Source organism: candidate division KSB1 bacterium, from assembly GCA_034506335.1.
GTDB lineage: Bacteria > Zhuqueibacterota > Zhuqueibacteria > JANLFK01 > Oleimicrobiaceae > Oleimicrobium.
The window spans coordinates 22,481-41,662 of sequence record JAPDPR010000033.1; the positions used below are offsets into that span (position 1 = coordinate 22,481).

Genomic DNA, 19,182 nt, shown 5'->3' on the forward strand with positions numbered 1-19,182 from the left:
TGTCTGCTCCCTCGGACGATGGTCTCCCCCGGTCAGGCAGGACCAGGGGCTTCTCCTCTTCATAGGTTCCAAAGAGGCAACATGTAGTGTCTGATTGCATGGAGGAAGTCCTCGATGATCAAGCGGCTTTGTGCCATAGTCTCTGCGTGTGCCCTTACTGCTTCGCACCTGGCTGCTGGCGGTTACCGCAGCGTGGGCGATGTGCGCGCCAGCGAGTGGCGGGACAACCGGCTAACCCTCGACTGCGGCGGCCCACGGGTGGAAATCTCGGTGCTTGCCCGGGACCTCGTGCGCGTGCGGCTTGCTCCCACCGGCGAGTGTGCGCCAGAGTTTTCCTACGCCGTGGTTCGGAACGAGTGGCCCCGAGTCATCTGTACCATGACGGAGGATGCGGAGCAGATTGCCCTGCACACCGAGGAGCTGGAGGTTCGTGTCCGGCGCAGGCCGTGTCGCGTGGCGTTCTACACGAGTGATGGCAAGGAGGTGTGCACTGAGGAGGGGGCGATGGGCATGGCTTGGGATGGCCCGCGCGTGCAGTGCTTCAAGAAGATGCCCCAGGATGAGCTCTACTACGGCCTGGGGGAAAAGACCGGGCGCCTGAACAAGCGCGGCCGCGCCTGGGTTATGTGGAACACCGACTACCCAGGCTACAATGCCGCCACCGACCCGCTCTACCAGTCCCATCCCTTTTTCATCGCCCTGCGCCGCGGCAGCGCCTACGGGATCTTTTTCCACAATACCCATCGCAGCACGTTCAAGTTTGCCGCAGGGACCCAGGCGTACTACTCCTTTGGTGCAGACGGTGGTGAGCTGGACTACTACTTTTTCTACGGGCCTAGCATCAAGAAAGTGCTTGCTCGCTATACCGAGCTGGTGGGGCGCATGCCTCTGCCACCCCTGTGGGCTTTGGGCTACCAGCAGTGCCGCTGGAGCTACTATCCAGAGGCAGAGGTGCGCACGCTGGCGCAGACCTTCCGGCAGAAGGGTATCCCCTGCGACGCCCTCTACCTGGACATCCACTACATGGATGGATACCGCTGTTTCACCTGGGACTCCACTCGCTTCCCTGATCCCGGGCGGCTCCTGGGGGATCTTGAGGCAATGGGCTTCAAAGTGGTGGTCATCATCGACCCGGGCATCAAAGTTGACCCCAACTACTGGGTGTGTGCGCAGGGGTTGGCAGGCGATCACTTCTGCCGCCTGCCAGATGGGAGCCTGCACATCAGTCAGGTGTGGCCTGGGGACTGTTACTTTCCGGACTTTACCCGGCCCGAGACGCGCAGATGGTGGGGAGGACTCTATGCGGGGTTGGTCAGAGACGGAGTGGCTGGTTTTTGGAACGACATGAACGAGCCTGGTGTGTGGGGTGGCACCTTCCCGGACATTGTCCAGCATACCCACAATGGGCAGATGGTGGATCACCCGGTGGTCCACAACGTCTATGGTCTGGACATGGCGCGCGGGACCTATGAAGGGGTACGTGCGCTGCGTCCGGACCGGCGCCCGTTTGTTCTCACCCGGGCAGGATTTGCTGGCGTGCAGCGCTATGCTGCCGTGTGGACGGGTGACAACGTGGCCAACTGGGAGCACCTGCGCCTGGCGCTCAGCATGTGCCTGGGCTTGGGGCTGTCCGGTGTGCCGTTTGTCGGCTTCGACATCGGCGGCTTCGAAGGGAGCCCGAGCCCCGAGCTGTTCACGCGCTTTCTCCAGTTGGGTGCGCTCACGCCGCTGTGCCGTAACCACACCTCCCATGGTACCCGCGATCAAGAGCCCTGGGCCTTTGGCGAAAACTTTGAGGAGCTCAACCGGCAGGCCATCTGTCTCCGTTATGAGCTCTTGCCGTACCTCTACAATGTGTTTCGCGAGGCTTCGCTGACCGGCCTGCCGGTCATGAGGCCGCTGGTAATGGAGTTTCAGCAGGACCCGGCGACCTGGGAGCTAGATGACGAATTCCTCCTGGGCGACGCCCTCCTGGCGGCACCCGTGCTCCACGAGGGGGCACGCATGCGCTGGGTCCATCTGCCGGAGGGCGACTGGTACGACTTTTACACCAATCGGACTCACCGGGGTCCGGTGCGCATGATGGTGGAAGCACCTCTGGAGAGAATACCCTTGTTTGTGCGCGCAGGGTCGCTCATCCCGATGCAGGAGCCGGTGAACTATGTGGGTGAGAAGCCCTCGGCGCCGCTGATCCTTAGTCTGTACCCTGCACAAGGTGCCTTTGTCGACTCGGTGTACGAAGATGCAGGCGATGGGTTCGCATACCAAGAAGGTGAATTCGCTGTGCGCGTGGTCGCGGTGACAGAGGACCGTCAGGCCATGCGCCTGGTTTTGGGGCCAAGGCGTGGTACCTACCAGCCGCCGCGCAGGCATCTCCTACTCAGAGTGAACGGTTCTCAGGCAGCGCCGCGCCGGGTGATGCTCCAGGGGCAGCTCCTGCCGCAAGTGGACAACACAGACGCCTTGCAGGCTTCGGAGCGCGGCTGGTGCTACGAGGCGAGCCGACAGATCGCGTGGGTCAAGGTGCCGGAGAGCAGTAAGGAGATAAGAGTTGAGCTGCGCTAAGCTCCCTTGGCACGGAATCAGAGTGGCTGAGTTTTCAGCAGAGGGCGGCCATGAGCATAAAGGCGAAGTTGAACACATTTGACACCACGATGATCGTCGTCAGCCTGGTCATTGGCGTGGGGATCTTTCGCACGCCGCCCATGGTCGCTGCCGCTACCAAGACGCCACGGCTCTTTTTTGCCACGTGGACGGCCGGAGGGCTCATCAGTCTGCTCGGCGCTTTGACGTTCGCGGAGATAGGTTCTCGCTTTCCGAAGGCGGGTTCTTACTACAAGGTGGTGGCCGAATGCCATGGCTCCTGGCTGGCTTTCATGCTCAACTGGATCAACGTGCTGTTCGTGAACGGGGTCGGTGCTGCAGCCGTGGCCACCACTGCGGCCGAGTACCTTTGTCCCATTCTCCTGCCGGCTCACTTGCGTACGCCCCAGGCCACCCAACTCACTGCCGCCGGCCTCATTCTGGTACTTTTTGCCATCAACTACGCGGGCATTAGAACTGGGGCGTGGGCGCAGGATGTGCTGACAGTGCTGAAGCTCCTCGTGGTAGCGGCAATCGTAGTAGCGGCAATCAGGTTTAGGGGAGCGGTGGAGCAGAGTACTCTACCGGGCGCAGGTGATAGACCTTGGGCGCTTGCTCTTGGCACTGGTCTCATCTCGGTTCTCTACGCATATGGAGGCTACCAGTGCACCATCAACTTTGGCGCGGACATCAAGAGCTCACGCGCTACCATGCCCAGGGGGATATTCTGGGGCATCGCGATCATCCTCGCCTGCTACCTTTTGCTGAATGGCGCCTATGTGCGGGTGCTGGGAATAGCTGGGGTGGCGGGTGCAGAGTTGGTGGCGGCAGAAGTGGCCCGGCGCTGTTTTGGCGAAGTGGGCCATCTGTTCATCTCCTTGGCGATTGTCCTTTCGGCCCTCGGCTTTCTCAACGTCACCCTCATGCAGATCCCGCGTGCCTACTATGCCATGGCCGCCGACGGCGTGCTCCCGCCGATTTTCATGCGCGTCAATCAGCGGACGCAGGTGCAAGAGTTTACCCTCACCTTCTTTGTGGCCACCATCCTGCTTTCCATCGCCTTCCTGGCTACGTTCGAGAAGATGGTGGGCTACATCATGTTCCTGGATTGCCTGACCATCGCGGTGGTGGCATCGACGCTGTTCGTGCTGCGCCGGAGAGGAGGCACTGCCGCTTACCAGGTGCCGGGCTACCCAGTGCTTCCGGTAGTTTTTATCTTGTGCATGCTCATCGTCCCGGGCGCCGTGGCCGTGACCCAGCCGTGGACTGCACTGGCGGGCATGGTGGTCTGTATCGCGGGTTATCCTGTGTTTGTGGTGCTGCGGAGGATAAACAGGCTCTGGCGCGATCCGTGGCAGAAACTGGAGCGCCAAGGACCACCTTAGGGGCGACCGCAACGGGGCGGCCGGAGTGCAGTGCCTTTATGCACTGCCGGGTGGAGACGCGCCCTGCCCCTCGGGGGGGCGGCTGGAGTGCAACGCCTTTATGCGTTGCGGGGTGGGGAAGTCGGCTTGCATCGCATGAAGCCGATGCACTCCGGAGCGCAACACCACCGGCGCGTTCTGGGATTCCCAGGTAGCCATTCGGCTCCTAACCACGGGTCCGGCGCCGGCGCACTTCAGGGGCCAAGCCCATCACCAAAAGTACAACGCTGTTGCGGATTGGGCCTCGACTCCGCGGCCGTGGCGCCTCAGTCTTGGAGAATGAGCCCGAACTCCCGGCGATAGGCCGCAGTCACAGTGGCATCAATCCAGCGATACAGTGTCTGCGCCTCCTTGGCATCAAACCCCTTCTGCTCCCACTGCTGGACGCTGCGCCGTACCCTTTCCGCTATACTCTCCTCCACCGGCAGCACACGCTGCAAGATGCCTGTTCCCCGCCTGTTCATCACCGCCGCCAAGTCCAAGTAGTTGCGCCCAGAGTCCCTGGTGAATGGGAAGCAGCGTCCCTTCAACGTCAACGCTGCCGTTGATAGCGGCGCCTTGCCCTTGGCGTCCGCAACAAGCACTTTGGGCAAATCCGGTCCTGCCGCCACCCAGACGGGGACGGCCACTGCGCAGAGGGGAAAGCCCAGCATCGTCCACATCGTGGTGAGCGCCACCGGTTCTCCAGGCTTCACCCCCTGAACGACCACCGAAGCGGAAGAGCTAAACCTAGGGATGAAATCGGCGAAACTGACAAACGTCGGCTGGTCGTCGGTCTCCGGAAGGTCTTTGCTCAGATCCACCCCGGTCAGCCCATGGCGCAGGCAGCGGCTCACGGTCTTGGTCAAGAACTCAACGGTAAGCTGGTTGCTGAGGGCGGCTTTGTAGAAAAGCTGCTCTGCGGCGGTGTAGCGGATGAGACCATAGTCCTGCTTGCGCTCACCGGTGAACGAGTAGTTAGTGCGAATCAAATAGCCGAACGGGGCCACCGCCGGGTCGGTGGCGTCGAACTTGCGAAAGCCATAGTTGCCGGTTTCAAAATAGGCTGCCCCGCCTTGTGCGTCAATGACGCCGAAATTGGCTTCCACTCCGAGCGGTTTGGGCAACGTGCGAAGGAGCTGTTCAAAGTCATCCACGGTGGCGCAACTCTGGAGGGCCCGCTTCATGAGCACCCCCTCCTGGTCCTTGAGCTTGGTGGTATCGCCCACATTGAGGTTGTAGGAAGCCGAGTTCATGATGGCAAAGCCCGCGCTGTTGCAGCCGACCCATACCTCGGCACCTGAGCTGTCGCCGGCGTTCACCAGGCCGATGTACGGGTAGCGTCCGTCGGTGAGGTAGACAAGGCGACTCTCTTGGGCGTCGCTGTCGCGATGCTTGAACAGCAAGGGCCTGCCGTCCGGGGTGGCTTTGCCGGAGACCACTGCCGTGGTGCACGCGTGTCCAGGGGCAAGAATCGTCGTTGCACCCAGCGCCACAACAAGAAGAACCAATATTCGCCTTCTTCCCATGTGCCCTCCAACAGCGTCGGTCCAAAAGAGACGGGGTGACAGAGGAGAAATGTGCTGTCACCCCGCGGCGAAAAAGCTAGCACCACATTAAAAAGCGGCGTAGAGTCTCAGCCGATCTTGTCCGCCAGGTAATTTTCGATGCCAACTTGCTTGATTTGGTCCAATTGACTCTCAATCCAATCGATGTGCGCCTCCTCGTCCTTGAGGATGGACTCCAGCAACTCGCGCGTTCCGAAATCCCCAATGTCGCCTGCCAGCTTGATGCTCTCCCGGTAGCCGTCGATGGCACCTTTTTCCGCCTGCCAGTCGTTCTGGTGTTGCTTTTCCACCTCTGCACCGATGTGCATGGGGTTGAGCTTGCTGACGATAGGCGTGCCTTCCAGGAAAAGGATGCGGCCAATGAGTTTTTCCGCATGCCGCATCTCCTCGATGGCCCGCTTCTCTATTGCCTCATGCAGTTTCTGGTAGCCCCAGTCATCGTTCATCTCCGAGTGCACCATGTACTGGCTGATCGCGGTGAGCTCCTCGGCGAGCCGCGCGTTGAGACTGGCAATCATCTTTTCGTCGCCTTTCATGGCAAATCCTCCCTGCTTGCGTCCGAAACGTGAGCTCGTGCCGTACCCGCATTCTCTTGAGTTAGTCCGGAATGCTGGCAAGTACAGTTTGGCTGGCAAATATTAGCAAATAGTTCGCAAATGGTCAAGAGATTTGTGGCCCATGGTGAACAAATATGGCATCGCTTACCCCAAGAGGAAAGGTACATCCGAAGGGCAGAGCCATCTTCGCAGATGTTCGGTTCCGGGGGTGCCGTGCTCCAGGAGTGGGAAAGATGGGCCAAAGGAAGATTTTTGTGTTGCGTTTTTCGTTACAATTCAGTAGACTATAGGGCGTTTGCGCGAGCAGTCGGTTCAAGCGACAATTGAGGCGTGGAGGAAGACCTGTACATACTGCACCTTGCCGGGCATGCGGTTCGCTGCCGGATGCGACGCCAGCGGCGCGCAAGGCACTTTCGTCTTTCCGTGCGGAACGATGGGACCGTGGTCGTGAGTGTGCCCCGTGGCCTGTCCACCGAGGAAACGCGTAATCTCATCTACAGGCATCAGGAGTGGATTCTGCACCGCCTCTGCTTACTGCGCGAACGGCAATTGGCCAAGCCCCCTTTCCGGTTGGAAGAAGGGGCAGCGCTCCCACTGTGGGGGCAGGTGTTTCGTCTACACCTGCAGGGTGCGCCTGGGCTGTCACCGCGGTGGCACTGCGCGGAGGGACAGGTGGTGGTATCGGCCAGCGAGCTTAGTGCGCCAATCGTGTGTGGCTGCGTAGTGGGGTGGTACAAGGCGATGGCCAGGCGGCTCTTGCGCGCCCGCATTGGGTATTGGGCGGCGCTCATGGGCCTTTCGCCGGGGCGGCTCTCCGTCAAGAACCAGCATTCCCTGTGGGGGAGTTGCTCGCGCCGGGGGAGCCTGAACTTTAATTGGCGCATCATGCTTTTGCCACCGGAATTGGCCGACTATTTGTTGGTGCATGAACTGGCGCACCTGCGAGAGCCAAACCACTCCTTCAGGTTCTGGGCACTGGTGGCAAAGTACTGTCCTAACTACCGCCAGCTCCGGCGGCACCTTGCCTCCGTCAACCACTGGCTGGGCTATCCTGAAGCGTTGTTTATCGAATGTTGACGCTATGCTGAATCGTTTGCTGGAGGTCTGTACATGGGCAACAGGCAGCGCTTGCTTGCTCTGACAGCGATCGTATTCGCGCTGGCGATGACGACTCTCTCCTGCACCCTTCTGAGCAGGCGCTACAGCTTGATCGTGACCGGGGGGACGATTGTGGACGGCACAGGCGGGCCTCCGCTGCGCGCCGACATCGGGGTGATCGGCGGACGCGTCGCCGTTGTGGGCGAGATCGAACGTCCCTACGCGGAGCGGGTGATCGATGCCACTGGCCTATACGTCGCCCCTGGCTTCATTGACGTCCACACCCACACTGACCGCCAGATCGCGGAGCACCCCGATGTGCTCAACTACCTCCTGCAGGGGGTCACCACCGTGGTGGGCGGGAACTGCGGCGACTCGGAATACCCCCTGGCTGAGCTCTTCCGCACCCTGGAGCGCAGAGGGATCGCCATCAACTTTGCTTCCTTCGTTGGCCACAACACGATCCGCCACTTGGTGCTGGGCGACAGCGACAAGGTGGTGACGCCTGAAGCGTTGGCGATGATGAAGGCGCTGGTGGAGCAGGAGATGCGTGCCGGAGCTATCGGCTTGAGCACTGGCTTGGCCTACGTGCCTGGGCGGTATTCCACCACCGAGGAGCTCATCGAGCTGGCGCGCGCGGTCAAACCGTATGGCGGCATCTACGCTACGCACCTGCGTGACCAGGGCCAAGGAATTCGCCAGGCCATCGAAGAGGCGTTGCGCATCGGTCGCGAGGCGGGCGTGCCAGTGCAAATCTCCCACATCAAGCTGGCCGACGAAGCGGTGTGGGGGGAGTACCAGCTCATCACCCAGCCGGTGGAAGCCGCCCGCGCAGAGGGGATGAGCGTCTATTTGGACCAGTACCCGTATACCGCCACTAGCTCCGGCTTTTCCAGCAGCTTCCCGGGTTGGGCGGTCGACGGCGGCCATGAGGCGTTTGTCCAGCGCCTGCAAGACCCTGCCACGTATCAGCGCATCAAGCAGGCGCTGATTCAGAAGCGTCTGACCTCCCCTCGAGGCATTGACAAGGTGGCCACTATCTTGATCGCGCGCGCCAAGAACCATCCGGAATATGAAGGCAAGAACTTGGCGGAGATTCTGAAACTACGAGGACAGGCGCCCACAGTGGAAAACGCCGCGGCGCTCATCATCGAGCTGGAACGCGACGACCAACCCAGCGCGATCTTTTTCCAGATGGCAGAGGAGGACGTCACTGCACTGATGAAACTTCCGTACACCATGATCGCTTCGGACGGGGGCATAGCGGTGCCGGGCGAGGGGTCGCCGCATCCTCGTGCCTACGGGACCTTTCCCCGCGTGCTAGGCACCTACGTGCGGGAGCGGGGGGTTCTCAGCTTGCCCGAGGCCATCGCAAAGATGACCAGCCTCCCGGCCCAAGCCATGGGCTTTACAGGACGGGGCGCTATCAAAAAAGGGTACTGGGCTGATCTGGTGATCTTTAGCCCAGAGGAGGTAAGGGATTGCGCCACCTTTGCCGAGCCGCATCAGTATCCGCAGGGGATTCGCTACGTGGTGGTCAACGGGAAAATTGCCGCCCGCGATGGGCAAGTGTTCATCCGCGATGCCGGACATGTGCTGTATGGCAAAGGGCGGTTGGCGCGATAAGGTACCTGCGGGGAGGGCACTACCGGCTCGGGTGAGAACGAGGGGACCACAGCTTGCAGGGAGGGCCGTTCATCCTGCAGATGAGGGTTTAGGGAGCCCGTGAGTGTAGGGGCTCATGACACCAGGCGTCCAACTCCATATGCCCGTGACCGACTGTGCGGGCTGGAGGACGGTTGGCTAAGCCAAACGCGGTGGGCAGCGCTTGGAAAGAAGAAAAGAAGCGGCGAGTCAGAGAAACCCGCACGGCTGCCCCGGTAAGGCGCTTGAGGAAGAGGAAAGCTTAGGGTCTACATCAGGAATTGATCAATCGGAGGAGTGCTATGAAGAGGGGCGCAGTTGTTATGATGCTGGTTGGCTGGGCCGTTGCCTTTGCCGCCATCGAAGGCCGCTTCATGCAGTACCCCGACATTCGGGGCGACCGGATCGTCTTCACTTTTGAGGGTGACTTGTGGACCGTGCCGGTTACCGGCGGGCTGGCAGTACGGTTGACGAGCCATCCGGGCAACGAATTCGCTGCCAAGATCTCGCCGGATGGGACGCAGATCGCCTTCTCGGCCAGCTATCATTCGGGAACCAATGTTTATGTGATGCCTGTGGACGGTGGCCCGCCCCGACGACTCACCTACCGTGGCCCGGCCCAGGTGGTCACCTGGACCCCTGATGGCAAGAAGGTGGTCTACAGGGCTGGCTTTGAGAACACCTTCCGCCCGATCGTCAAGCTCTTTGCCGTGCCAGTGGAAGGCGGGTACCCGGAGAAGTTGCCGGTTCCCAGAGGGATACTCTGCTCGTTTTCTCCGGACGGCAAGAAGATGGTGTACAACCCGCGTGGCCGGGAAGAGTACTACTGGAAGCGCTACAAAGGCGGCCAGTACCCTGATATCTGGCTCTACGACTTTGGTAGCAAGGAGTTCAAGCGGCTCACCACCTACGTGGGCAAGAACGCGTACCCCATGTGGGTTGGCGAGGCCATGTACTATGTCTCAGACCAGGGCGAGAGAGGCATTGCCAACATCTACCGCTACGACTTTGCCACCGGCAAGATCGTACAAGTGACCAACTACACAGACGTTGACGTACAGATGCCGTCCACGGATGGGCGTTCCATAGTCTATGTGCACGCCGGGTATCTCTATGTCCTTGACCTGTCTTCTGGCAAGAGCAAGCGGGTGGACGTCCAGATTCCGAGTGACAGCTGGCAGCTGGCGGAACGGACCATCAACCCCAGAGACTATATCCACTCAATGTCCATTAGCGACGACGGCAAGACCGCGGTGTTGGAGGCACGTGGCGATGTGTTCCTGGTGCCGGTAGAGGAGGGCGCTTCGCCTCGCAATGTGACCAATACCCCTGGAAGCCGGGAGCGCTATCCGCAACTGTCACCCGATGGCAAGAGGCTGGCATTTTTCTCCGATCGCTCGGGCGAGTACGAGCTCTACCTGGTTGACTTGGACAAGGAAGGGCCGTGGAAGCAGCTTACCAATGGCCTGCGCACCACCCTGTACCACTTGGAATGGTCGCCAGACGGGGGCAAGATCCTGTTCGGCACCAAGGACTTTTGCCTCTACTACGTGGACGTACAGACTGGGCAGCTCACCAAGATCGCCTGCTCCAACCAGCTCAAGAACGACGAGTTCTATTGGGAGATCAGCGACTATGCGTGGTCCCCAGATAGCAAATGGATTGCTTACTCCTTCGTCCAGTACAACCGCAACAGCAAGATTTTCCTTTACAGCCTCGACCAGAAGAAAAGTTTCCCCGTGACGGACGACTTCTACGATTGCCTGAATCCTTCCTTCGACGCGGACGGCGAGTACTTGTACTTCCTCTCCTACCGCAATTTCGACGTGCGCATGGATGTGTTCGAGGACAACCATGTGATTCCCAACCCCGTGAAAGTGATGGTCGTGCAACTGAAGGCGGGGCAAAAGCCGCCCTTTGAGAAGGGAGGCGGTGGTGAGGCGAAGGGCGAAAAGCAATTTCGCATTGATTTGGACGGGATGGCTGAGCGCATTTTTTCGGTGCCCTTGGCTGCCGGCAATTACTTCTACCTGAAAGGGGGTAAAGGGTATGTGACCTGGGTGTCCAGCGAGGGCTTTGGCGAGGAGGAGTACGATCAGATCTTCACGCCCAAGGGTGAGGCGCGCTGGCAATTGCACATCTTCGATGTTGGCGCGGCCAAGGAGGTGGTACTTGACAAGAAGGTGAGTGATTGGCGCCTCTCGGCCCACGGAGAGCACATGTTGGTGAGGGCCGGCAAAGAGTACTATGTGAGCACCGTGGCCAAGGTCTTTTCGGCAAAGGACCTCGGCCAGAAGCTCAACCTGGAGCAAATGGCCTATCGCGTCGTGCCTCACCAAGAGTGGGAGCAGATTTTCAACGACACCTGGCGCTGGTATCGTGACTTTTTCTACGACCCCGGCATGCATGGCCACGACTGGAAACGCATGGGGGACTATTATCGGGGATACTTGCCGCAGCTCCGGTCGCGCGAGGACCTGAATTGGCTCCTTTCCCAGATGGTGGGCGAGTTGTGCGTGTCGCATACCTACATCTCAGGAGGCGACATGGGCCCCAGGCAGATGCCGGAAGACCCCACCTTTACCGGCCTGCTGGGGGCGGATCTGGAACCCACCGCTAGCGGTTACTACCGGTTTGCCCGCATCTATGGTCCCACCGACTATGACCGCGACCTGAAAGGCCCGCTGGTGCGGCCGGATATCAAGATCAAGGAAGGCGACTTTCTCATCGCGATCAACGGCACAGAGGTCCGTGTGCCGGAGAATCCTTACCAGTACCTCCAGGTGATGCAGGGGCAGAAGGTCAAAGTGACGGTCAACTCCAGGCCCGCCAGAGAGGGGGCCGCCACCTACGAGGTGGAACCGGTGCGCTCAGAGAGCAGTTTGCGCTACAATCGCTGGCTGGCTGACAACATCAAGAAGGTGCTTGCTGCCAGTGGGGGTGAGATCGGCTACATGCACATCACTGCGATGGGCTCGGCCAACACGGCGCAATTTGACAAGTTCTGGCGTGCTTTCCGCTATAAAAAGGGGCTCATTATCGACGTGCGCGGCAACGGCGGGGGCTGGACCGAGTATTTCCTCATCGATAAACTGGAACGAAAGATGGTGGCCTACAACTGTCTGAAGGAAATGGTCCCCTTCCGTTATCCAGGCAGCGTTTCCAATGCCCACCTCGTGGTGCTCACCAACGAGTACAACGGGTCGGATGGCGAGGCCTTTGTGCAGCATTTCAAAGCGCGCAAGTTGGGCACAGTGATCGGGACGCCGTCCTGGGGTGGTCTGGTGGGCATCGTCAATGGGCAGACTACCATCGACAACGGGCTAGTGCACCAGTCGAACAACGCCTTCTACGGGCGGGAAGGTCAGTGGTGGGTAGAGAACCACGGCGCAGATCCGGACATCCTTGTGGAGAATGACCCTGCTTCAGAAATGGCCGGCCATGATAAGCAACTCGAGACAGCCATTGCATTCCTGTTGGAGAAGATCAAGGCCGAGCCGTTTGTCTTCCCGGAGAAGCCGCCGTATCCGAAGAGGTAGAGAAGCCGATGACCTGGGCCTTGGTAACCTAAGGGTTGATCAGACCTGGCTTCTAAGGGCTCATTCGAGGTGTTGCTCTGACACAGTGGGCATACGCGAGGGCCGCGCTGCGCAGGCTCGGAGAAGGGAGGTGAGAATCATGGCAACCGTCTGGCGGATATTCGTGGCCACGGCTGTCGTGCTCGCCACAGGAGGCTTTGTTGCGCTGCGCGTCAAGGGTGGGCAGGCACCTGTTTTCCAAAGAGTGGGCATGTTCTTGCTTCTAATGGCGGCTGGGACGGCGGTTTTCCCGTCGTTCTTGTCAACTGTTGGCCCTATGATCTGGGCCGGCAGGTACGCGTCCTTCGTGGTCCTGATCACGACGGTCATGACGGTGAGTGCCCTACTCAAAGCCCGGCCTCTTGTCGACTAGGTTGGCGTCCATCGCGACGAGTCCGTCGCCGGGAGAGTGAAATCGGTGACCGGCGGTCCAACACGGCGCTGCACCCGACGAGCCGCTGCTGGCTGGTTGCGAGGGCGTGACCGAGCAGCATTTGGAGCGACTGCCACAGGTGCGCCGTGCTTGAACTGGAGACTCGTGACGCGGACGCGGAACTGGAGTTTGAACTGGCCTATCAGCGGTCTCTGACCACCCAGTAGCGTTTCGAGATGATGGTGCGCAGGTCGCGAGAGATTGCCGAGGTGTTGTTGAGGCGCGGACATCGAAAGCCTGTTGAAGTCGTTAAGCGCTCATGAAGTGCGTTACGTGGTAGTCGGGGCTACGGCTTTTCCCGTCCACGTCTATGCCCGCGCTACTTTGGACGTAGATCTTTTTGTTGACCCGACGCCGGAAAGCGCCCGCCGGACCCTTGCAGCCCTCGAAGAGGTCGGCCATGATGTAAGCCATCTGCGCGTTGACGATCTTTTGACGAAGTGTTGATCCGTCAATACGTGCTGGAAACTGAGATTCATCCATTTGTGGCAGGTGTAACGTTCGAGGGGGTGTGAAAGAGGCGAGTTGTCGAACGCATCGGTGATACAGCCGAGAACTTTGCCAGCCTTGATGACTTGATCCGGATGAAGGAAGCAGCAGAGCGCCCGCAAGACAGAGAGGACCTGCGCGTGCTCAGGAAGCTAAGGGAGGGGAAGACGCGGTAGACGGGAGGTCTATCTGCCATGTGGAGGAACTCTTGTGGGGCGATGGTGCTTGCCAGCCACGAACAGTGGGGGAGGGGTTCAACAAGGGAGTTGGAGTGCATAAGGTGATGAGCTGAGCTGCTTTTCCACGCGCCTGCGAACTCCGGGCGCACGAGGGCGGCCAGCGAAGTGAAGAGAGCAGGACTGTAACGCGGATCGACTGGATCTAAAGACAGGAGGAGCATGCGTGAATCTTCTCGGACTGCACCTCATCGACTGGGCAATCATTCTCGTGTACTTTGCCACCATGGTCTTCATTGGGACCTGGACACGACGCCGGGTCAAGGATACCCGCGATTTCTATCAGGGAGGCCGCAGCTTTGGCAAGTTCTTGACCACCGCCATGCACTTTGGCACCATCACCAGCGCCGATCAGGCGGCCGGCGTGGCGCGCGAGATCTACCGCCAGGGTCTTTCGGGCATGTGGTTCCAGAATCTGCCCCTGCTGTTCACCCCGTTCTACTGGTTTGTATCGGTTCTACAGAGGCGAGCGCGGTACGTGGGCCCCGGAGATATTTACCTGCATCGTTTTGAGAGTAAATTCCTTGCAGGGCTTTTTGCCCTCTACGTCCTCTTGAGCGCCATCTACGGCGGCTCCATCGGCTATCTCCTCACCGGCAAGACACTGCAAGCGATGATGGTCAAGCCGGAGAGCGAGTACACCGTCCAGGAGCGCCAGAGTGTTGCTGAGTTCAACGAGCTCCAGACCCTGCAGCAGAAGCAAAGCTATGGCGAGCTGAGTGATCAGGAGAAAGAGCGCCTGGCTGTCTTGCAGGAGAAGATGAAGCGCAAAGAACTGCACGCCTACATCTCCTATTTGGACCTGGATGTCTTCTTCGTCATCTACGCGTTGATCGTCGGCAGCTACACCGTGCTGGGTGGACTCTTTGCCGCCGTGCTCAACGACGTGATCCAGAGCATGATGATCTTGATTCTGTCATTTATGTTGCTGCCGGTGGGTCTGCATGCTCTTGGCGGGTTCCGGGGTCTGCACGCGCGGGTCCCGGACTATATGTTTGAAATCTTTGGCAGCGCGGCCACCAGCGAGTACACGTGGTACTTCGTGTTGGCAATGGTCACGATCAACCTCATCATTTTGCCGCCGCGGAACTTCACCTACGGCGGCTCGCCCAAGGACGATTTTTCGGCGCGGATGGGCATGGTCACCGGTGCCTTCATTAAGCGCTTTGCCATGATCGGCTGGGCGCTCACCGGGCTCATCGCCGTGGGATTGTACCGAGGACAGCTTTCTGACCCCACGAACATCTGGGGGCACATGACCCGCGACCTCCTCGGCGTCGGCTTTGTTGGGCTCATGATTGCCTCCATCATGGCGGCGAACATGTCCTCCATCAGCGCCAGTAGCCTGGAATGGTCGGCCGCTTTCACCAAGAACATCTTCCTTCCCCTGGTACCCCGCGCAACCGAGAAGCTGCAGGTAGTGGTCGGCCGCATTGTCATCTTTGTCGTGCTGGGGTCGACCATCTACTTTGCGCGCATGGTTGACGACATCTTCGTCGTGTTCAAGTACGTGCTCTCGGTGGGGACGATCATCGGGCCGGCCCTGTGGTTGGTCTATTTCTGGCGGCGCCTGACCACCAAAGCAGTGGTGGTGCAGATGCTGTTGTCCATCATCCTCACGGTGGTGGTGCCCAATGTGGTGCCTGCCATAAACGACAACCGCACCAATCCGCGCCTGACGGTGCAGACCTACGAACGCGTGGAGACCATGCGGGTCAAGGCGGTGACCGAGGACGTGGAGGCGGGTCGGGCCCAACAAGTGGGAGAAGTCATCGAAAAGCAGAAGGTCAGTCCGCCGGTGGGCATCTTTTACGAAACGGTGGTGCGACAGAATCCCGATGACCCCAACTCGCCGCTGGTGGGGCAAGGGATCTTTCGCGTGCAGTTGTACCTGATCTCGCTCTTGGGTGTGGACTTGCGCAGTCTGTCCAAGCCGCAGTTGGCCACACTCTCCTTTGTTTTCGACATCATCTTTCCATTTGTGGTTCTTTTCTTGGTCAGCCTTGTCACCAAGCCGAACTCCGAGAAAGTCTTGCGCGAGTTCTACGCCTGCGTGCACACGCCGGCAGTGGCGAACCTGGAAGAGGATGCCCGGCGGGTGCGCGAAGCCATCGAGCATCCGGAGATTGTGGAGCGCAATAAGCTCTTCCCGGGCACCAATTGGGAGTTCTGGAGGCCCACCAAACAAGACATTTGGGGTTTTGTCATCTGCTGGCTTTTGGTGGGAGCGATTATTGGGCTCTATCTGCTGGTGATGAGGATAGGGGCCTGAGTGGTGGCGGTCGGTCGAGGGCAGACGCCAGCCGGGGCTTGCGCGGCTGGCGTCCGCCCGGGTCGCGTGAAAAAGCTACACGTGCCCTTTCTTCGCAAGCACGTAGTAGATGACAAGCCCGACCCCCGCCAAGATGAGGCTGAGGCTTGAGGTCACCATTGGTCGCACGTTCTCAGGCACGATGAACAGCCCGATGACCAAGCCGAGGCCGGCACCAATGAGCACCAAGCCCCACTTCAGCGCTGAGCTTGCTGCTGCCTCGCTGCGAAAGAGGCGAGCAACATCCTCACCAGTCTGACCCTTTTCAATAGCTACCCGGCGAGTCTTGTTTTCGGCCAGCACCTTCACAATCCAAGCGATGCTGGCAAAGAAGGCCACAGAGACGACCATTGGCACGAGGTATTCCATGTGCGTTTCCTCCCTGTTTGGAACGCCTGCTTAGCCACACATTCCATCAGACTGGCAAGGGGCAAAAATGTTGCAGCACGCCGGCTCGGCCGTGCAACATCCTCAGGGGCTGTCGGTCAAACAGGGTGTGAGGAGGAGGCAGAGCGTCACAAGCGAAAAAGAGCTGCTTTCTTCGGTCCTGGCTGGCGACTGGGATGCTTTCCGCCTGCTGGTGGAGCGCTTCCAGGGACTGGTGGGGCACATCGTGTTTCGTTTGGTGAAGGAGCCGGATGACCGCGCGGACTTGTGTCAGGAGGTCTTCCTGCGCGTGTACCGGCACCTGCCGCACTTTCGCGGCGAATGCAAGTTATCGACCTGGATCGCACAGATCGCATACAACACCTGCCTGAACTGGTTGCAGAAGAAGCGGCCGGACGTGTATGGGCTGGACGGAGAGGACAATGTGTCGCTGGATGAGCTCCCCGGGCATTTGCCCTCCCCGGAAGAGACCGCCACCAGACAGGATCTTGCCGCGCACCTGGAGCAGGAGATTATGGCCTTGCCATTGCCTTACCGGACCATTCTGACCTTGTACCATGTGGAGGAGATGAGCTACGAGGAGATTGGGCGAGTGATGGGTTTCCCGCAGGGGACGGTGAAAAGCTATCTTTTTCGCGCCAGACGGAGACTGAAGGAAAGGCTGCTGAGCCGCTACGGGCGGGAGGAACTATGAAGGGTCACCCCACTGATTGGCAACTTCAGCAGTGGATAGAGGACGGCGCCCCGCAGACTGGGGAGGTGGGCGAGCACGTGAGGCGCTGCGAGGAATGCGCGCGGGAGGCAAGGAGTTATGTCCAGCTGTGGCAGACTCTGGCTCGTCCCCCGGAAGTCGTGCTGCGTGCGCACTTTGCGCAAAGGGTTGCGGCCCGGGTGCGGGCGCAGCGCCGTCGAGACTGGCTCGTCCAGGTTGCCACCATTGGGGGAATTGCGAGCTATGCAGCCGCAGGGATCGGGGTGCTGATCTATTTTGGCGTTTTCGCGCTCTTGCGGCGAGCCTTTTCCCCCCTATGGCTGGGCGTTCTCCGAGTCGTCGACTCCTTGGAGCGGTTAGCCCTGCCGAGTTTTCCCGCGTTGTCGCCTCTGTTCCTGGCAAGTGTCGGTTTCCTTCTGCTGTGCATCGCCGTGTTTGACCACTTCCTCGCGCAGCGGCTCCGGCCTCGGTGAGGCCGGGGTCGTTCTGTCCCGCAAAGAAAGTGGTTGCTTTTTGCCCACCAATTGCGTACCATTTACGCTGAAGGTAGTAGGAGGCCATTCGATGGCCGTGCCGTCGGGAGCACGCCACGTGCGGAGGTGCCATGCGCAGAGGGTTCTGTCGTCTTGTCTGGTTTGTGTGGGGGATGCTGATGGTCGGATGTCATGAGCGGGTGAGCCAGCCGTTGGCGCTGTATGTGTCGCCTGAGGGGAACGATTCCTGGTCTGGACGCAGGGCGCAGGCATCCCGTGCGGGGGACGATGGGCCTTTTGCGACGCTGGAGCGGGCCCGTGAAGAGGTGCGGACGCTACGCCAAGGAGGAAAGGCTCCCGCCGGAGGGGTCACCATATTTTTGCGCGGGGGCGACTACTGCTTGACCAAGACTTTTGAGTTGACAGCGAAGGATTCCGGCTGCGCGACAGGGCGCGTGGTGTGGAGAAGCTATCCGGGAGATACCGCGCGCCTGGTAGGGGGAAGAAACCTGAGGGAATGGCGCCCTGTTCAAGACTCGCAGGTCGCGGCCTGCCTGGGGGCGGATGCGCGTGCCAAGGTGGTGGAAATCGACCTCCGGGCGCACGGAATAACCGAGGTGGGGAGACGCCAGCGCTCGGGGTTGGGACTCCCGGTAGTACCGGCCCCGTCGGAGCTCTTCTTCCGGGGACAGCGGATGGAGGTGGCCCGCTATCCGAATGAGGGCTGGTTGCGGATCGTCGAAGTGCCGCAGCACGGGCCCCGCCTCATCTATGAGGGCGTGGCGCACACGCCCAAGGATGGACTGCCTCGTGGCCGCCACTACGGCCGCTTCGTCTACCCAGGGAACCGTCCCTCCCGCTGGCACCAGCCGCAGGAGATTTGGATGCACGGCTTCTGGTCCTGGGACTGGGCCGATGCCTACTTTCCCATAGGCCACATCGATACGGTGCTCCATGAGATTTACCCGAGCGAACCCCACTACCACTACGGCTACACCAAAGAGCAGCCCTTCTATTTCCTCAGTGTCCTGGAAGAGCTTGACACACCTGGCGAGTACTACATTGACGCAGATAGGGGGGTGCTCTACTTCTGGCCGCCGGATGAACTTCGCCCGGGAGACCTATGGGTCTCCACGCTCGCCGAGGAGATGGTACGCTTAAACGGGACGGCGTTTGTGTCACTGGAAGGGCTTGTTTTCGAGTGTACCCGGGGCGAGGCGGTGCGCATCGAGGGTGGGCACGATAACCTCGTAGCCGGCTGCGTGATGCGCAACATCGGCACCACCGCAGTGGTCATCTCCGGTGGCGCGCGCCACGGCGTACAAAGCTGCGATATCCATGATACAGGCGATGGGGGAATCTACTTGACGGGCGGGGATAGGATGGCGCTGGTCCCTGCCAACCATTTTGCCACCAATAACCACATCTACCGCTTTAGCAGGATCAACCTAACCTATCGCCCCGCGGTGAAGGTGGAGGGCGTGGGCAACGTGGTGTCCCACAACTTGATCCACGACGCTCCCCACGAGGCCATCTACTTTTCGGGGAACGAACATCTGATCGAGTATAACGAAATCTTCGATGTGGTGAAAGAGACCGGCGACGCGGGGGCGATCTATTCGGGACGAGATTATACCTGGCGTGGCACGGTGGTGCGCTACAACTTTATCCACCACCTGCTTGGCCCCGGCTTGTTTGGGGTGATGGGCG

At 60.0% G+C, this 19,182-nt stretch carries 14 protein-coding genes; 11 read left to right on the plus strand and 3 right to left on the minus strand.

The features are described from left to right. Positions 1–114: 114 nt before the first annotated feature. On the plus strand, positions 115–2,565 hold the full coding sequence (locus ONB25_10250; protein MDZ7393260.1) for a DUF4968 domain-containing protein: 2,451 nt from the start codon (positions 115–117) through the stop codon (positions 2,563–2,565). A gap of 50 nt (positions 2,566–2,615) precedes the next feature. Next, entirely contained in the window at positions 2,616–3,968 is a 1,353-nt protein-coding gene (locus tag ONB25_10255; protein ID MDZ7393261.1) for an amino acid permease, read from the plus strand. Positions 3,969–4,273: 305 nt separating this feature from the next. On the opposite strand, the gene ONB25_10260 is transcribed toward ONB25_10255, so the two are convergent. Both ONB25_10260 and bfr read right to left on the minus strand, forming a co-directional pair. Then, positions 4,274–5,515 (minus strand): hypothetical protein, encoded by a 1,242-nt coding sequence (locus ONB25_10260; GenBank protein MDZ7393262.1) that lies wholly within the window; start codon positions 5,513–5,515, stop codon positions 4,274–4,276. A gap of 107 nt (positions 5,516–5,622) precedes the next feature. After that, a complete protein-coding gene (gene bfr / locus ONB25_10265; protein MDZ7393263.1) occupies positions 5,623–6,090 on the minus strand; it encodes a bacterioferritin in 468 nt (155 codons plus the stop codon). Positions 6,091–6,441: 351 nt separating this feature from the next. Between bfr and ONB25_10270 the strand changes: the two genes are divergently transcribed. The 6 genes from ONB25_10270 to ONB25_10295 all read left to right on the plus strand — a co-directional run bounded on the left by ONB25_10270 (position 6,442) and on the right by ONB25_10295 (position 15,861). Beyond that, positions 6,442–7,188: a M48 family metallopeptidase gene (locus ONB25_10270; protein MDZ7393264.1), complete on the plus strand. Its 747-nt coding sequence runs from the start codon at positions 6,442–6,444 to the stop codon at positions 7,186–7,188. A gap of 33 nt (positions 7,189–7,221) precedes the next feature. Continuing rightward, positions 7,222–8,835 carry a D-aminoacylase gene (locus ONB25_10275; GenBank protein MDZ7393265.1) on the plus strand — a complete coding sequence of 538 codons (1,614 nt, stop codon included), beginning with the start codon at positions 7,222–7,224 and terminating at the stop codon, positions 8,833–8,835. Between the two features lie 320 nt (positions 8,836–9,155). Continuing rightward, the gene (locus ONB25_10280) at positions 9,156–12,392 is read left to right on the plus strand and encodes a S41 family peptidase (GenBank protein MDZ7393266.1); all 3,237 of its coding nucleotides are present in this window, start codon (positions 9,156–9,158) and stop codon (positions 12,390–12,392) included. 139 nt (positions 12,393–12,531) lie between these two features. Then, positions 12,532–12,804, plus strand: coding sequence for a hypothetical protein (locus tag ONB25_10285; protein MDZ7393267.1), 273 nt, complete (start codon positions 12,532–12,534; stop codon positions 12,802–12,804). 300 nt (positions 12,805–13,104) lie between these two features. Continuing rightward, the gene (locus ONB25_10290) at positions 13,105–13,311 is read left to right on the plus strand and encodes a nucleotidyltransferase (protein ID MDZ7393268.1); all 207 of its coding nucleotides are present in this window, start codon (positions 13,105–13,107) and stop codon (positions 13,309–13,311) included. Between the two features lie 444 nt (positions 13,312–13,755). Continuing rightward, complete coding sequence (locus ONB25_10295; GenBank protein ID MDZ7393269.1) at positions 13,756–15,861, plus strand: sodium:solute symporter family protein; 2,106 nt, start codon at positions 13,756–13,758, stop codon at positions 15,859–15,861. A gap of 75 nt (positions 15,862–15,936) precedes the next feature. Here the strand turns inward: ONB25_10295 and ONB25_10300 are convergent, their stop codons facing one another. Further along, a complete protein-coding gene (locus ONB25_10300) occupies positions 15,937–16,269 on the minus strand; it encodes a hypothetical protein (protein MDZ7393270.1) in 333 nt (110 codons plus the stop codon). A gap of 67 nt (positions 16,270–16,336) precedes the next feature. Between ONB25_10300 and ONB25_10305 the strand changes: the two genes are divergently transcribed. The 3 genes from ONB25_10305 to ONB25_10315 form a co-directional block, all read left to right on the plus strand. After that, the gene (locus tag ONB25_10305; protein MDZ7393271.1) at positions 16,337–16,981 is read left to right on the plus strand and encodes a sigma-70 family RNA polymerase sigma factor; all 645 of its coding nucleotides are present in this window, start codon (positions 16,337–16,339) and stop codon (positions 16,979–16,981) included. Next, positions 16,978–17,472 (plus strand): hypothetical protein, encoded by a 495-nt coding sequence (locus tag ONB25_10310; protein MDZ7393272.1) that lies wholly within the window; start codon positions 16,978–16,980, stop codon positions 17,470–17,472. The genes ONB25_10305 and ONB25_10310 overlap by 4 nt, the downstream gene beginning before the upstream one ends. A 131-nt stretch (positions 17,473–17,603) precedes the next feature. Beyond that, positions 17,604–19,182, plus strand: a 1,579-nt coding sequence (locus ONB25_10315) for a right-handed parallel beta-helix repeat-containing protein (protein ID MDZ7393273.1), incomplete at its 3' end; no start/stop codon positions are given.

Bases quoted from the DNA above. Each gene is read 5' to 3' on its own strand.
- ONB25_10250 (MDZ7393260.1), top strand. From the start codon at position 115: ATGATCAAGCGGCTTTGTGCCATAGTCTCTGCGTGTGCCCTTACTGCT.
- ONB25_10255 (MDZ7393261.1), top strand. From the start codon at position 2,616: ATGAGCATAAAGGCGAAGTTGAACACATTTGACACCACGATGATCGTC.
- ONB25_10260 (MDZ7393262.1), bottom strand. From the start codon at position 5,515: ATGGGAAGAAGGCGAATATTGGTTCTTCTTGTTGTGGCGCTGGGTGCA.
- bfr (MDZ7393263.1), bottom strand. From the start codon at position 6,090: ATGAAAGGCGACGAAAAGATGATTGCCAGTCTCAACGCGCGGCTCGCC.
- ONB25_10275 (MDZ7393265.1), top strand. From the start codon at position 7,222: ATGGGCAACAGGCAGCGCTTGCTTGCTCTGACAGCGATCGTATTCGCG.
- ONB25_10280 (MDZ7393266.1), top strand. From the start codon at position 9,156: ATGAAGAGGGGCGCAGTTGTTATGATGCTGGTTGGCTGGGCCGTTGCC.
- ONB25_10285 (MDZ7393267.1), top strand. From the start codon at position 12,532: ATGGCAACCGTCTGGCGGATATTCGTGGCCACGGCTGTCGTGCTCGCC.
- ONB25_10300 (MDZ7393270.1), bottom strand. From the start codon at position 16,269: ATGGAATACCTCGTGCCAATGGTCGTCTCTGTGGCCTTCTTTGCCAGC.
- ONB25_10305 (MDZ7393271.1), top strand. From the start codon at position 16,337: ATGTTGCAGCACGCCGGCTCGGCCGTGCAACATCCTCAGGGGCTGTCG.
- ONB25_10310 (MDZ7393272.1), top strand. From the start codon at position 16,978: ATGAAGGGTCACCCCACTGATTGGCAACTTCAGCAGTGGATAGAGGAC.